General features: G+C 70.7%; 12 protein-coding genes. 2 read left to right on the plus strand and 10 right to left on the minus strand.

Features of this window, described 5'->3' with window-relative positions; all coding sequences use genetic code 11:
• Positions 1 to 85: 85 nt before the first annotated feature.
• Positions 86 to 850 carry a hypothetical protein gene (locus tag VFA06_RS14005; protein ID WP_324840981.1) on the plus strand — a complete coding sequence of 255 codons (765 nt, stop codon included), beginning with the start codon at positions 86 to 88 and terminating at the stop codon, positions 848 to 850.
• An 89-nt stretch (positions 851 to 939) separates the two neighbouring features.
• Here the strand turns inward: VFA06_RS14005 and VFA06_RS14010 are convergent, their stop codons facing one another.
• From VFA06_RS14010 to VFA06_RS14030, 5 genes are read right to left on the minus strand one after another with little or no spacing between them, the layout of a single operon-like run.
• A complete protein-coding gene (locus VFA06_RS14010) occupies positions 940 to 2,406 on the minus strand; it encodes an aldehyde dehydrogenase family protein (RefSeq protein WP_324840982.1) in 1,467 nt (488 codons plus the stop codon).
• 34 nt (positions 2,407 to 2,440) lie between these two features.
• Positions 2,441 to 2,899 carry a MaoC family dehydratase gene (locus tag VFA06_RS14015; RefSeq protein WP_324840983.1) on the minus strand — a complete coding sequence of 153 codons (459 nt, stop codon included), beginning with the start codon at positions 2,897 to 2,899 and terminating at the stop codon, positions 2,441 to 2,443.
• Between the two features lie 46 nt (positions 2,900 to 2,945).
• Positions 2,946 to 4,454 carry a long-chain fatty acid--CoA ligase gene (locus VFA06_RS14020; protein ID WP_324840984.1) on the minus strand — a complete coding sequence of 503 codons (1,509 nt, stop codon included), beginning with the start codon at positions 4,452 to 4,454 and terminating at the stop codon, positions 2,946 to 2,948.
• 46 nt (positions 4,455 to 4,500) lie between these two features.
• Positions 4,501 to 5,379 carry an amidohydrolase family protein gene (locus tag VFA06_RS14025; RefSeq protein WP_324840985.1) on the minus strand — a complete coding sequence of 293 codons (879 nt, stop codon included), beginning with the start codon at positions 5,377 to 5,379 and terminating at the stop codon, positions 4,501 to 4,503.
• Between the two features lie 34 nt (positions 5,380 to 5,413).
• Complete coding sequence (locus VFA06_RS14030; RefSeq protein ID WP_324840986.1) at positions 5,414 to 6,328, minus strand: SDR family NAD(P)-dependent oxidoreductase; 915 nt, start codon at positions 6,326 to 6,328, stop codon at positions 5,414 to 5,416.
• Positions 6,329 to 6,471: 143 nt separating this feature from the next.
• On the opposite strand from VFA06_RS14030, the gene VFA06_RS14035 reads away from it, so the two are divergent.
• Positions 6,472 to 7,413, plus strand: a complete 942-nt coding sequence (locus VFA06_RS14035; protein WP_324840987.1) for a PaaX family transcriptional regulator C-terminal domain-containing protein — start codon at positions 6,472 to 6,474, stop codon at positions 7,411 to 7,413.
• 4 nt (positions 7,414 to 7,417) lie between these two features.
• Here the strand turns inward: VFA06_RS14035 and VFA06_RS14040 are convergent, their stop codons facing one another.
• The 5 genes from VFA06_RS14040 to VFA06_RS14060 all read right to left on the minus strand — a co-directional run.
• The gene (locus VFA06_RS14040; RefSeq protein WP_324840988.1) at positions 7,418 to 8,230 is read right to left on the minus strand and encodes an alpha/beta hydrolase; all 813 of its coding nucleotides are present in this window, start codon (positions 8,228 to 8,230) and stop codon (positions 7,418 to 7,420) included.
• Between the two features lie 11 nt (positions 8,231 to 8,241).
• Positions 8,242 to 9,363, minus strand: coding sequence for an NAD(P)-dependent alcohol dehydrogenase (locus VFA06_RS14045; RefSeq protein WP_324840989.1), 1,122 nt, complete (start codon positions 9,361 to 9,363; stop codon positions 8,242 to 8,244).
• A gap of 100 nt (positions 9,364 to 9,463) precedes the next feature.
• Positions 9,464 to 11,185, minus strand: coding sequence for an MFS transporter (locus VFA06_RS14050; protein WP_324840990.1), 1,722 nt, complete (start codon positions 11,183 to 11,185; stop codon positions 9,464 to 9,466).
• Between the two features lie 143 nt (positions 11,186 to 11,328).
• On the minus strand, positions 11,329 to 11,733 hold the full coding sequence (locus tag VFA06_RS14055; protein ID WP_349260180.1) for a MarR family winged helix-turn-helix transcriptional regulator: 405 nt from the start codon (positions 11,731 to 11,733) through the stop codon (positions 11,329 to 11,331).
• Positions 11,734 to 11,990: 257 nt separating this feature from the next.
• Positions 11,991 to 13,823, minus strand: a 1,833-nt coding sequence (locus VFA06_RS14060) for a LuxR C-terminal-related transcriptional regulator (protein ID WP_324840992.1), incomplete at its 5' end; no start/stop codon positions are given.

Genomic DNA, 13,823 nt, shown 5'->3' on the forward strand with positions numbered 1-13,823 from the left:
CGATCAGGGGCTGACTGCTGTGGAGAAGGCCACCACGGCGTCGGACGTGCTGTCGGCTGCCGCCAGTTAAGGAAGGGAACTGACAATGGACGAGCTCGCGGACCAGGCCGGATCGGCGCTGGACGGTGGCTTGGGACTCGACGACCCGCTGGGCGACGGCGGCGGTGACGATCTAGGCATGGACGATACGTTCGGCGACCCGCTGGGCGATGGTGGGCAGGGACTTGATGACCCCTTCGGTGACCCATTGGGCGGCGAGGGCGGTGACGGCGGCGAGGGTGTTCCGGGGCTGGGTGGGCTACTGGACGGCGCTGCGGGCGGCTTCGAGCAAGCAGTTCCGGGGTCCCATGGCGGTGAGGCCGGGCACGCGGCGGCGAGTGGCGGGCAGCATCACGAGGCGGGAGAGGGTGGCCAGCATCACGCGGGTGGTGAGCACCAAGCGGGTGGGGGCGAGCACCAGGCAGCGGGGGGTGGTGGGCAGCATCACGAGGCGGCGGGGGGTCAGCAGCATCACGAGGCGGCAGGTGGTGGGCAGCACCAGGCGGGTGGGGGCGAGCACGAGGCAGGTGGCACGGCGTTGGGGGAAGGCGACGCTGGCGGTCTGTTGGAGGGCGGCGACCTAGACCTGGGTGGCCTGGACGGCGGTGACGGCGGCATCTTCGACGACCCTGGGATGGCCCCCTTCGGCCTGGGTGGCGACGGTTCCGACCTGCCCGGCGACTTCGATCCGGGTATGAGCGACTCCTCAGGCCCTGCCGCAGGTATGGACGACGGCGGATACGGCGGTGGCGACGACGGTTCCTACGACCCGCTGCCGGACGCCTCAGGTTTGGATGGGATGGACGCGTAGGGGAGAGGCAGGGCGACGACGCGAGCCTCCGGGCTGGTGCTGGTGCGTGTGCTGGTAACGGAGGCTCGCGGGTCGCGGCGGAGGCTGGGTCAGTCGAGGGCGACGAGGACGGACTTGGTCTGGAGGTACTCGTCCAGGCCCTCCGGCCCGCCTTCGCGGCCGTAGCCGGACTGGTGGACGCCACCGAACGGCATCGCGGCGTCGAGCAGCGCCCAGCCGTTGACCCACACGATGCCGGCCCGCAGTTGCTCGGCGACCCGGTGCGCGCGGGCGATGTTCGTGGTCTGCAAGCCGGCCGCGAGGCCGTACGCGGTGCCGTTGGCCAGGCGTATTGCCTCTTCCTCGGTGTCGAAGGGCTGCACGGTGAGCACCGGGCCGAAGATCTCCTCCTGGACGAAGGGCGAGTCTTGGTCCACGTCGGCGAGGACGGTGGGGGCGGTCCAGAAGCCTGCGGACAGGTCGGAGGCCAGGTCTGGGAGATCCGCGGTGATCGGCTTGGCGCTGGTCTGGCCCACGCGGTCAAGGAATCCGCGGACCTTGGCCAGGTGGCGCGGGCCGGTCATCGGGCCGATCACCGTGGCCTCGTCGAACGGGTCGCCGAGCGGGACGTGGCCGATCGCACCGGAGAGCGCGGCGAGTACGTCGTCGTATACGGGGCGCTGGACCAGCAGGCGAGTGCCGGCCATGCAGAACTGGCCGGTGTTGAAGACGAATCCTGCGATCGCTGTGCCGATCGCCTTCTCGATGTCGGCGTCCGCGAAGACTATGTTCGCGCTCTTACCGCCGAGTTCGACCGTCACGTGCTTGAGGGTCTGCGCCGCTTCGGCGGCGATGGAGCGGCCGATCGCGGTGGAGCCGGTGAAGGCGACTTTGTCCACGCGGGGGTCGCGGACCAGTGCCTGGCCGACCTCGCCGTCGCCGGGCAGCACGTTGAACACGCCGTCGGGGACGCCGGCTTCCTGTAAGACTTCTGCGATGCGGAGGGCTGTGAGCGGCGTTTCCTCGGCTGGCTTGTGGATGACGGTGTTGCCGGCCGCGAGCGCCGGGGCGATCTTGATGGAGGAGAGGATCAGCGGGAAGTTGAACGGGGTGATCGCCGCGACCACGCCGAGCGGCTCCCGGCGCGTGTAGGCGAAGGCCGGGGCGCCGGTACGCCGCGTCGCGCCCTCGATGCCCGCCGCGAGCGCGCCGTAGTACTCGATCTGGTCGATGGTGGTGGCCACGTCGACCACGCGGCTGAACGTGATCGGCTTGCCGGTGTTCAGGGATTCGAGCCGGGCGAACTCCTCGGCCCGCCCGCGCAGGATCTCGGCCGCGCGTAGCAGGATCCTGCCACGCTCGCGCGGAGCCATCGCGCGCCACGGTCCCTCGTCGAAGGCGCGGCGCGCGGCGGCGATCGCAGCGTCCGTTTCCTTCGGCCCGGCCTGGGCGACCGCGGTGATCACCGTGCCGGTCGAGGGGTCGAGTATGTCCCGGTGCGCGGCGGATTCGGTCCACGCGCCGTTGATGAACAGGTCGCCGGAGGGCGGGGTTATCTCGGTTCTGATGGCGGGCATGGGGCGTTTCCTATCGCTGCGATGGTGAGGGAAGTCAGGCGTAGTGGCGGTAGACCGCTTGGGCGACACAGGCGGGCTTTGACGCGCCCTCGATCTCAACCGTGAAGGTGAGCTGCATCTGCACGCCGTTTCCGGCAACCGGTTCGACCGAATCCACCGTGCCGCGCAGCCGGATCTTCGCGCCGACCCGCACCGGGCTGGGGAAGCGCACCCGCTCGAGTCCGTAGTTCAGGCTCATCGATACGCCGGAGATCTCCAGTAGCTGGTTGAACAGCGGGATGATCAGCGAGAGGGTCAGGTAGCCGTGCGCGATGGCGCCGCCGAACGGACCGGTCGCTGCGCGTTCCGGATCGACGTGTATCCACTGGTGATCGTCGGTGGCGTCGGCGAAGGTGTCCACCCGGTCCTGGGCGATCTCAAGCCAGTCGGTGTGGCCGAGGTCCGTGCCGGCCAGGGCGCGAAGTTCGTCGAGTCCGGTGGCGATGCGGGGCATGCGGGGGCCTTTCTGGGGCGGGTGGAAGCGGGTGGTCGCGCGGTCCTTAAAGCGAGCCGTGCAGTTCGCGGAGCTTGGCCTTGAGGACCTTGCCGGCGCCGGTACGCGGCAGCGAGTCGGTGAAGATCACTGATTTGGGGATCTTGTACTTGGCCAATCGGCCGACGAGGTGGTCCAGCAGCTCCTTGGCCGTCGTATCGTCCTGGGGCACGCCTTCACGCAGCACGACGATCGCGCGGCCGACCTCGCCCCAGCGCTCGTCCGGAACGCCGATGACCGCACACTCGGCGACCGCGTCGTGGCTGTAGAAGACCTCTTCCACCTCGGCCGGGTACACGTTCTCGCCGCCCGAGATGATCATGTCCTTGACGCGGTCGACCACTTTGACATAGCCGTCGCTGTCCACGGTGGCCACGTCTCCGGTGCGCAGCCAGCCGTCGTGCAACGCCTGCGCCGTGGCCTCGGGCGCGCCCCAGTAGCCGCGCATCACGTTTGGACCCTGAACCTCGATCTCGCCGCGTTCCCCGGGTTCGGCGAGATCTCCAGTCAGGGTGTTGACGCGGACGTCGGTGAAGAAGTGCGGCACTCCCGCGGTGCCCGCCTTGGACAGGGCGTGATCGCGGTCGAGCAGTAGCACGCCCGGCGACGCCTCGGTGGCGCCATAGCCCTGGATGAAAGACAGGCCGCGTTCAAGGTAGGTGCGGATGAGGGGTTCGGGGACGGGGGCGCCGCCGCAGAGAAGGCTTCGCACGCTCGAAAGATCCGCGGTCGCGAAACGGGGGTCGGCGGCGACGGACTGGTACATCGCGGGGACGCCGAACATGACGGTGACCCCGTGTCGTTCGACGAGGTGCAGCGTGCGTGCCGGGTCGAACGCTGCCTCCAGGATCACCGTGCCGCCTTTGAGCAGCGTCGGCAGGCAGGTCATGTTGAGCGCCGCGGTGTGGAACAGCGGGGCGGTCACCAGCGTGACCTCGTCGTGCGCGAAATCCGTGTCTACCAGAACATTGATGCTGTTCCAGGTGATGTTGCCGTGGGTGAGCTGCGCGCCCTTCGCTCGGCCGGTGGTGCCTGAGGTGTACATGATCAGGCAGGTGTCGTCGAGCGAAATCGGCTCGTCGATCGGTTCCAGGACCGGGCCGCTGCCGACGATCTGCTCGTAGGCGTCGTCGATCGGTATGGTCAGTCGGAGTGTCGGGACCTGCCCCGGAGCGACCGAGGTGCACGTGGCGCTGTGAATCAGCAGGCTGGCGCCGCTGTCCGAAACGCAGTGATCGAGTTCGCGCTGGCTGAGCCGGGTGTTGAGCGGCACGAACACCGCGCCGAGTTGGCCGGCTGCGAACAGCGTTTCCAGGTAGGCCGGATGGTTCGGCGCGATGAACGCGACCCGGTCGCCGCGGCGGATCCCGAGCGTGCGCAGGTGATGCGCGAGGCGGGTGGCCCGCTCGTGCAGCTGCGCGTAGGTGTATCGGGTCTCCTCGTGGACGACGGCGACCGCGCTGGGCGTCTTGCGCGCGCGCCGCGCCGTCCAGGAGCCGAGTCCTTGGTTCCGCATGGTGATGGGCTCCTTCGCTCATCCGCGCGGGCAACAGGGGGAAGGATCAGGATTTCGCGAGGCCGAGCAGGCGCGCGGCGTTCTGCTTGAGGATCAGCGGTCTTACTTCATCCTTGATCGGCAGCTTGGCGAAGTCGGCCAGCCAGCGGTCCGGGCTGAGCAGCGGGTAATCGGTGCCGAACAGCACCTTCTCCTTCAGCAGCGTGTTGGCGTACTGCACCAGCTGCGGCGGGAAGTATTTCGGCGACCAGCCGGACAGGTCGATGTATACCTGCGGCTTGTGTGTGGCCACCGCCAGCGCCTCGTCCTGCCAGGGGAAGGACGGGTGCGCCAGGATGATCGGCAGGTCCGGGAAGTCGGCGGCGACATCGTCCACGAACATCGGGTTCGAATACTTCAGCCGGATTCCGCCACCGCCCGGGGCCCCGGCGCCGATCCCGGTCTGTCCGGTGTGGAAGACCGCGATCGCCCCGGCCGCCTCGATCGCCTCGTAGAGCACGTAAGCGCTGCGGTCGTTCGGGTAGAAGGCCTGGACGTTCGGGTGGAACTTGAAGCCGCGCACCCCGTGCTCCTCGACCAGGCGGCGCACCTGCCGAGCCCCGGCGCGTCCCTTCGCCGGATCGATGGAGGCGAACGGGATCAGCACGTCCGGATGCCGCCGCGCCGCCTCCGCGATCTCCTCGTTCGGCACGGCCGGGGTGCCGGTCGCCGCCTCGGCGTCCACGGTGAATACCACGGCGGCCATCCGGCGCTCCCGATAGTGCGCCGCGATCTCGTCGAGCGTGGGCTTGCGGTGTTCGGCGTCGACTTTGAAGTAAGAACTCGATGCTTCCTCGAGTTCGCGGGAGAGCGAGCCCGCACCGGAGTCGGAGACCTCGGCGTGGGTGTGCACGTCGATGGCGACCAGGTCGTCGAGGTTCAGCATGCTGATGACGTCCTTTCCGTGCTCGTCGGCGCGTTCACAGCTGCGGGGCCGGGATGCCGTACGTCTGCTGGGCGCGGCCCACTGAGACCGGCCAGATGCCCGCGATGGCCTCCGCGCTCCAGCCGCCGTCCGCGTAGGCGACGCTCACCTCCTGCGGGTGCGACCACAAGGCCAGCTTGTCCCCGCCGATGCCGATGCACTGCCCGGTCACCTCGGCGGACGCGTCCGAGGCGAGGTAGACCACGAGCCCTGCTACGTCCTCGGCGGTTCCGAAGCCCTCGCCCTTGCGCAGCGAGTCCGGCAGCGGCTTGCCCTCGTTCTCAAGCGCCTCGATATGCGGCGCGAAGACCGGGATCGTGCGCGTCATCGCGGTCGCCGCGACCGGGATCACCGCGTTGACGGTGATCTGCGCCTTGGCCAGCTCCATCGCCCAGGTGCGGGCCATCGCCGCGATCCCGGCCTTGGCCGCGGCGTAGTTGGTCTGGCCGAAGTTTCCGCGCTGCCCGGCCGGGGAGCCGGCGACGATCACGCGCCCGCCCTCGCCCTGCTCGCGCATCCGGTTCACCGCCGCGCGCACGCAGGTGAAGGTGCCGCGCAGGTGCACGTCGATGACGGTGTCGAAGTCCTCATCAGACATCTTCCACAGCACGCGGTCGCGCAGCACCCCGGCGTTGGTCACCATCACGTCCAGCCGGCCGAAGGACTCGACCGCGGCCGCGACCAGCGCCTCGGCCGTCTCGGTGGGCCCGACCGCCGCGGCCAGCGCGACCGCGCGGCCTCCGGCGTCGGCGATCTGCTTCGCCGCGGACTCGGCCGCCTCCCGGTCCACGTCGTTGACCACGACCGCCGCGCCGGCCGCGGCCAGCGCCTTCGCGTAGGCCAGGCCGAGGCCGCGCCCGCTTCCGGTCACCACGGCGACCTTCCCGGTCAGGTCCGTGTGCGTCGTCACCCTCGCCGCCTTTCGCTGTCCCTCATCGCTGCCGTTGCTCGAAGCCGCGCGCGTGCGCCGCGGCCCGCCTTCGAAGTTATGCACTTCTCTTATCGCCGTCAATAGTGTGCATAGCTTTTGCCGTCCGGGGTACGTTGTGCTGCGTGGAGGCAGATTCCGCGCAGCCGGGCACCGCGCTGCGCCCCCAGTCGCTCATGCTCACCTTCCTGGGCAACTACGTGCTGGGCCGGGACGTGTGCGTGTACTCCGGCAGCGTCATCGACGTGTTCGCCCGCACCGGCGTGGGCGAGCCCGCGACCAGGTCCACCCTCGCCCGTATGGTCAACCGCGGGCTGCTGAGCCGCCAGCGCGAGGGCCGCAAGATGTACTTCGGCCTGACCGCGCGCTCGGCCGCGATCCTGCGCGACGGCGAGGAGCGCATCTGGAAGGCCGGAGCGGTCAACCGGGACTGGGACGGCACCTGGACGCTGCTCGGCTTCTCGCTGCCCGAGTCCTGGCAGCGACAGCGGCACGACCTGCGCTCGCAGCTGACCTGGGCGGGCTTCGGACCGCTGTGGGGCGGGGTGTGGATCGCGCCGGGCCGGGCCGAGGTCGCCGAGATCGTGGCCGGGCTCGGCCTCGAGGCGCATGTGAAGGTCTTCCGCTCCACCGCCGAACCCGGCACCGACATCGGCCGGATGATCGAGGAGACCTGGGACCTGCCCGCGCTGGCCGCGCGCTACGCCGACTTCCTGGCCCGCTGGCGCCCGCTCACCGAGGCGAAACAGCACCCTGAGGTGAGCGATCCGCTCAGCACCAAGCTGCTGCTGTTCACCGAGTGGCTGCAGATCGTGCGCGCTGATCCGCGGCTGCCCGCGCAGCACCTGCCCGCGCAATGGCCGGCCGCGGCCGCGGAGGACCTCTTCCGCGCCGCCAACGCATTGGTTGACGAGCCAGCCCGGCGGATGGCCGAGCAACTGCTGGACACGGTTCCTGATGTCACGGCGCCCGATGTCACAGCGTCGGATGTCAGAGTGCCGGATGCCAGAGTGCCGGATGCGTCTGTGCCAGATACCGCAGCGCCGAATGTTCACAGTTCGTCATAACTCGTCATGAGGCGTTGAGGAAGGCCTGCACCTCGGCGACCAGCTCCTGCGGCCGCTCGAAGACCACCAGATGGCCGCTGTCGATCTCGGTGAAGCGGCTGCCGGCGATCGCCTCGTGCACGAGACGGGCCTGCTCCACCGGCACCACCTGGTCCCGGGTCAGCCCGATCACCAGGGTCTGCGCGGTGATCTTCGGCAGCAGGTCGCGCAGGTCGGCGCGGCCGTCCAGGTCGATGTGGCGGCGCATGCCCTCGGTGATCGGCGGCGCGTTCGCGATCAGCTGCGCTAGGCCCTCCTCCCCGATCGCGCTCAGGAACGGGGCGCTGAAGCAGGACAGCTGGAGGAAGCGGGTGAACAGGTCGTGGTCGGTGCGCTCCAGGCGCCGCCAGACCTCGAAGGAGAGCTGCTGGCGCGCGTCGTGCGGGCCGGGCCAGCCGGCGACGAGGACGAGCCGGTGCACCAGGTGCGGGTGCAGCGCGGCGACCGCGGCGGCCACGACGGCGCCGAGCGAGTAGCCGAGCAGGTCGACCGGTTCGCCGCCGCACTGCCGCGCGGCCTCCTCGGCGACCGCCGCGATCTGCCCGGCCAGCAGCTCCACGGTCAGCGGGCCCTGCGGCTCGACGGTCAGACCACTGCCGGCGTAGTCGGGGAGGTAGACGGTGTGGCTCGCGGTGAAGGCGTCCAGGAGATGTCCGAAGTTGAGCTGCGCGTCGAGTCCGGTACCGGCGACCAGCACCAGTGCGGGGCGCTGGTCGCCGGCGGTCTGCGGCGTGGCGGTGTAGTGCACGGTGGCGCCGTCGGCGGCGACGGTCGGCATGATCAGGCTCCTTAGAAAGTCAGCACGGGCTTGACCGCGGTTCCGGCGACCATGTCGGCGACGGCGGTGTTGATGTCCTCGAACTTGTAGTGCCGCACCAGCCGCTCGACCGGGAGCCGCCCGGCCGCGACCAGGTCGACCAGGGTCGGCAGCAGCGTCTCGGTCTCGCTGTCGCCGAGGGTGAGCCCGGTGACGGTGCGCCCTGGAAGCAGGAAGTTGACATCCACGGGCACCTGGGTGCCGAACGCCGGAGCGCCGACCACGACCGCGCAGCCGCGCACCGCCAGCGCGTTGATCGCCTCGCCGAGCACTAGCGCGTTGCCGGTGGTCTCGATGACTCCGTCCGCGCCGTGGCCGCCGGTAAGGTCGGCGAGGGCCGCGGCGAGGCCCGCGCTCCCGGATCCCAGGCTCGAGGTGTCGAGCGTGTCCGTGGCCCCCAGCTGTACGGCCAACTCCAGCCGATCCGGAACCCGGTCGACGGCGATGATCCGCGTCGCGGGAGTCAACCGTGCGGCCATCACCGCGGACAGGCCGACCGCGCCCGCGCCGGTGACCACGATCGTGGCTCCGGGCCGCGGTCGCAGTACGTTGACCACCGCGCCGAATCCGGTCTGCACACCGCAGCCGAGCGGCGCGAGCAGGTCCAGCGGCGCGCCTTCAGGCACGCGCACCAGGCTGCGCTCGTCCACCACGGCGAGGCGGGCGAACGAGGACTGGCCGAAGAAGTGGCTGCCGAGGGCGGCGCCGTCCTTGCGGACCGTCGCGGATCCGTCGGCGCGCGCCCCGCCGAGCAGGTTCAGCGGCAGCCAGGCCAGGCAGTACGCCGGGTGCCCGTCGCGGCAGTTGGCGCAGCGCCCGCACGAGGTGAACGAGAGCAGCACCTGGTCGCCGGGTCGAACCCGGGTGACCGCGGACCCGACCGCCTCGACGATGCCCGCGCCCTCGTGGCCGAGCACCCCTGGCAGCGGGAAGGGCAGTGCGCCCGCGGCGACGCCCAGGTCGGTGTGGCAGATCCCTGCTGCCGTCACCCGGACGACGACCTCGTCGGGTCGGGGATCGTCGAGTTCGACCTCGGCGAGGGAGAACGGCGCTCCGGCGGTCTCGACGAGGGCGGCGGTGGTGGTTTGCGGCATGGCAGGGAATCCTCCGGGAGGGTGGGGGGTGTGCGTTGCCGGCGTGCGGCGGTGATGGCGAGGGGCGCGGCCGGGCACGTGGCCCGGCCGCGTCCGGTGGTCACTCGACCGGAGTCAGATCCTCGGCGAGGGATTCGGTGCTGATCATCGCCTCGTGGGTGCGTCCGCCGAGGCCGAGCGCGGCCAGCAGCGCCGCGGCCAGCGCGGAGAGGCCGCACACCAGGTAGCCGATGGAGTAGGCGTGGTCGAGGGCGTGGAAGGCGACGTCCTTGAGCGGGTTGAACGGCACGGTCTGACCGTTGGGCAGGGTGACCGTGCCCGGCACCGCGTTGGCGCCGAGCGGACCGGAGTTGACCGCGCCGATCGCGGCCTCCAGTTGCGGCTTCTGCGCGGCGGGTGCCGAGGCGGCGGAGCCGTTGAAGGCCGCGAGCGCCTTGGACAGCGCGGGGCTGCTGTTGACCTTGTTCGAGATCTCGGCGGCGGCGCGGCTGAGCGCGATCGCGCCGACGACGGCGGGTCCGAGCGTGAAGCCGAAGTCACGCAGCATGCTGGTCGATCCGCTCGCCATGCCGGCCAGGTGGTTCGGCACGGTGTTGACCGCGACGGCGGTCACCGACGACAGCGCGAGCGCGAAGCCGGCGCCGACCAGCAGCAGCGGGACGACGACCGGGGCGACGGACAGGTTGGAGGCAGACAGCGAGGTCAGCCAGAAGTCGCCGCCTGCGATCAGGGTGAAGCCGATGCCCAGCGTCCAGCGCGGGTTGTAGTGCTCCAGCACTCGCGAGGTCAGCGGCACCATCAGCAGTGCGAGGGCGTTGAGCATCAGGAACGCGATCGAGGTCTTGAGCGGGGTGAAGCCCTGGATCGCGGAGAGCCGGATGCTGGTGGCGTACGCGGTGCCCAGGTAGGCGAACATGCCCACGACGGTGGCGATCGACGCGATGGCGAAGGCGCGGTTGGCGAACAGATCCAGGCGCAGCAGCGGCGCGCGGGAGCGCAGTTCGGCCGCGATGAACAGCGCCAGGAAGACGGCCGCGAGGATGAAGCCCGCGATCACGCCGCCGCTGCCCCAGCCGCTGGTCGGGCCCTGAATCACCGCGTAGAGCAGGGCGAACATGGCCACGGCGATGGTGACCTGACCGCCCCAGTCCAGCGAGCGCCCGGCCGGCGCCTTCGAGTCATGCGACCAGATCGCCGAGACGACCGTGCTGATCGCCGCCAGCACGATGACGGCGACGAAGGCCCAGCGCCAACTGGCGAACTCGTCGGAGCCGAACTTGTAGCGGGCGAGCCAGCCGCCGAGCACCGGGGAGACGAAGCCGCCGGAGGAGAGGGCCGCGGCCCAGATCGAGATGGCCCGGGAGCGGTCGCGCGCGGTGTGCGTACCGGCGGCCACCATCGCCAGGCTGGTCGGGAAGATCGCCGCGGCGCCGAGCCCGGAGAGGATCTGGCCGGTCCACAGGATCAGCACCCTGGTGCCGGTCGAGCTCGCGGCGCCCGGCGTGAGCACGCTGATGAGCTGGCCGACCATCAGCAGCGCGGTGCCCGACACCAGCAGCCGCTTGCGCCCGAACAGGTCGCCGAGCACGCCGAAGGTCAGCTCCAGCAGGGTGACCGGGACCAGGAAGGCGTCCGAGATCCAGGTCAGCTGCGCCGAGCTGGTGCCCAGGTCCTGCTGGAACAGGCCGTTGAGCACGGCCGGGATGGCCAGCGCGACCTGGGCGACGCACACCGCGATCGCGGCGGCGGCCAGGGTGCCGCGGCTGAGGCGGTGCGTTTGATCGGTTGAGCCTGTGGTGTCGAGTCGCACAGGGGTGGACAACGGTGGCCTCCTGCGTCGGGGTGGGTTGCGTCCTTGGGGCGAGGGTGCCACAAGCAACCCGAGACGTACAGGTTTCCTGATAATTATTTTTCGACAGGCAACCTGATCATCGACGGAGGGGAGGCGCGGCGCGGCCGCGCGGCTCAGTGCGGCAGGTGACCGGACAACGCCGCACGGCAGGACAGCAGGCTGGAGCGCAGCTGCAGGATCTGATGATCAGTGAGACCGGCAAGCATCCTGTCCTCCAGCGCCGCGACCTGATCGCGCAGCCGGCCCAGCAGCCGGCGCCCCTGCGGGGTCAGCGCGAGCACGAGCCGGCGCCGGTCCTGCTCGTCCCGGTGCCGCTCGATCAGCTCGCGCTCCTGCAGCGCCGCGACCATGTCCGCCATCGCCTGCGCGGTCACGAAGGAGTTGCGCGCCAGCTGCGCGGAGGTGAGGTTCGGATGCCGCTCCAGCACGGTCAGCGCGGTGTACTGCAACGCGGTCAGCCCGGCCGGCCGCGCGATCTCGTCGAGCTCGGCGCGCACCGCCAGTTCAACCTGCTTCATCACGTACAGCAGCGTCGGCTCGCCCTCCGCGGTGGCGCGGGAGAGCTTCGGGCGCGCTTCGCCGTCCGTGTGTGCGGCGCGTGTCGGCACCGGCGTCCTCCGTCGCTCCGGGCGGGGCGGCCCCGCGCTTCGATCGTTGCGGCTTCCTGATGACCAACAGCAATCAAGTCTGCCAGGGCGCCGACGCGTCGGCGCACCGAGGTGTCGGGCATCGGATCGCCGCGGCGCGCCCGCCCGGATCTCAGTCCCGGCGTTTCTCAGTCCCCGGCGTGCTGATGGGCCACCACGGCCAGCTCCACCCGGGAGGTCAGGTTCAGCTTGGCCAGGATGCTGGACACGTGGGACTGCACGGTGCGCCGGGAGATGAACAGCCGTGACGCGATGGCGGGATTGGAGTTTCCCTCGGCGACCAGCGCCGCGATCCGGCGCTCGGTCTCGGTCAGCGATTCCCAGCCGCTCTTCGGGCGCAGCAGCCGCGCGCCCTGACCGGTCCGGCGCACGCCTTCCCGACGCAGCCGCTGCTCCGCGCGCGCCAGGTCCCAGCGGGCCTCCAGGCCTTCGTAGAGCTCTGCGGCGGTCGCCAGCTCGGCCCGCGCCTGCGCCAGCCGGCCGTCCCGGGCGAACAGCGCAGCGGCGTTCTCGGCGGCATAGGCCTGATACAGCGGACGCGCCGCGGCGGCATAGTCCTGCTCAGCCTGCTGCATCAGCTCCGGATCGCCGTCCACCAGGGCTCGGCAGAGCCGGGCCGTGGCCCGCATGCTGGGCACCGGTTCCGGGCCGGCCAGCGATTCCACGTCGTCCGCCAGCGTTCGCCCGCGCTGCGCGTCGCCGAGCGTCGCCGCCAGCCTGGCGATATCAGGACACACATAATGCAGGCCGCGATGCAGACGCAGCTCGCCCGCTTTCTGCCAGGCCTCGAACAGCAGGTCCAGCGCCGCGAGCGGTTGGTCCTGCGCCTCATAGACCAGCGCTTCGGCCCACAACCGTAAATACCCGTAGAAGGTCTCCCGGCGCACCGGCTCGTCGGTGTGCAGCAACGCGACGGCGGTTTCCAGCTCGCCGCGATGGGCTGCCAGCAGCGCCTGCTGGCTGCGCAGACCCCAGCCGGCGTTCAACCCGCGCGGACCGAGGGCCTCTGCGGTATCCAGCCCCGCCTTGATCTCCGCGAGCGCATCATCCCAGCGGCCGGCCAGGACGTGTACGCCGGCGGCGCCCATCCGGTACCAGGACCAGTAGAAACTGCCGTGCGCCTCGGCCCGCCGGGTGCCTGACTCGAACGCCTCCGCAGCCTGCGCGAGCCGATCGAGCTCGGCCAGGCAGATCGCCCGGTTCAGCTCGTTGCCCGAGGTCCACTCGGGCAGCGCGTCGCGTTCGGCGATCGCCGAACGCGCCTGCTCGACGAGATCGAGCGCCTCCGCATAGCGCCCGGTCAGGAAGCGCAGGCAGCCGAGATAGCTCAGCCCGTAGGCGCGCACCTCGCCGTCGTCGACCGCGATCATCCGCTGCGCGGCCGGCTCTTCCGCCGGATCGAGACCGCCGACGGTGAAGCGGCACTGCATGGCCAGGAACTCGAAGCGCGCGGCCTGTGCCGTGGTCAGGCCGGGCAGCTTCATTGCCTCCTGTGCCTCCGCTCCCGCGAGCCGGACCCGGCCCTGCTGGAAGCAGGCGTGGATGAGCATCTCCCGCAGCGCGACCTCGGCGTCCCGATCCCCGTCCGCGGCAAGGGCGGCGCGCGCGGCCTGCTCGGCCCGATACGGTTCGCCGACCCACAGCAGCGCCCGCACCAGTTGGCGCCGGAACACCGCGGAATGCGGATCCGCGGGATCCACGCGGGCACGTGCCCGCTCCAGCAGTTCGACCGCGGCCCGCGGCGCGCGCACCACGAGCGCGTCGGCGGAACCCGCCAGCCAGTCGAGCATGCGCGCGTCGAGCGCGGTGTCGTCCGAGAGATAACGCACCACGCGCTCGACCGCCGCCCCCGAGTCCGCGAGCGCGTGTGCGGCCTGTACGCGCAGCCCGTCTTGCACTGTCGCCGGCAGGCTCTCGCTCAGCGCCTGCCGGATGAGATCGTGCCGGAAGACCAGTTCGCC

The organism is Actinocrinis sp. (genome assembly GCF_035653575.1).
In the GTDB taxonomy this organism is placed as follows: Bacteria; Actinomycetota; Actinomycetes; order Streptomycetales; family Catenulisporaceae; genus Actinocrinis.

Excerpts from the sequence above, each read along its gene's own strand:
- VFA06_RS14005 (WP_324840981.1), top strand. The coding sequence starts at position 86 with ATGGACGAGCTCGCGGACCAGGCCGGATCGGCGCTGGACGGTGGCTTG.
- VFA06_RS14010 (WP_324840982.1), bottom strand. The coding sequence starts at position 2,406 with ATGCCCGCCATCAGAACCGAGATAACCCCGCCCTCCGGCGACCTGTTC.
- VFA06_RS14015 (WP_324840983.1), bottom strand. The coding sequence starts at position 2,899 with ATGCCCCGCATCGCCACCGGACTCGACGAACTTCGCGCCCTGGCCGGC.
- VFA06_RS14020 (WP_324840984.1), bottom strand. The coding sequence starts at position 4,454 with ATGCGGAACCAAGGACTCGGCTCCTGGACGGCGCGGCGCGCGCGCAAG.
- VFA06_RS14025 (WP_324840985.1), bottom strand. The coding sequence starts at position 5,379 with ATGCTGAACCTCGACGACCTGGTCGCCATCGACGTGCACACCCACGCC.
- VFA06_RS14040 (WP_324840988.1), bottom strand. The coding sequence starts at position 8,230 with ATGCCGACCGTCGCCGCCGACGGCGCCACCGTGCACTACACCGCCACG.
- VFA06_RS14045 (WP_324840989.1), bottom strand. The coding sequence starts at position 9,363 with ATGCCGCAAACCACCACCGCCGCCCTCGTCGAGACCGCCGGAGCGCCG.
- VFA06_RS14055 (WP_349260180.1), bottom strand. The coding sequence starts at position 11,733 with ATGAAGCAGGTTGAACTGGCGGTGCGCGCCGAGCTCGACGAGATCGCG.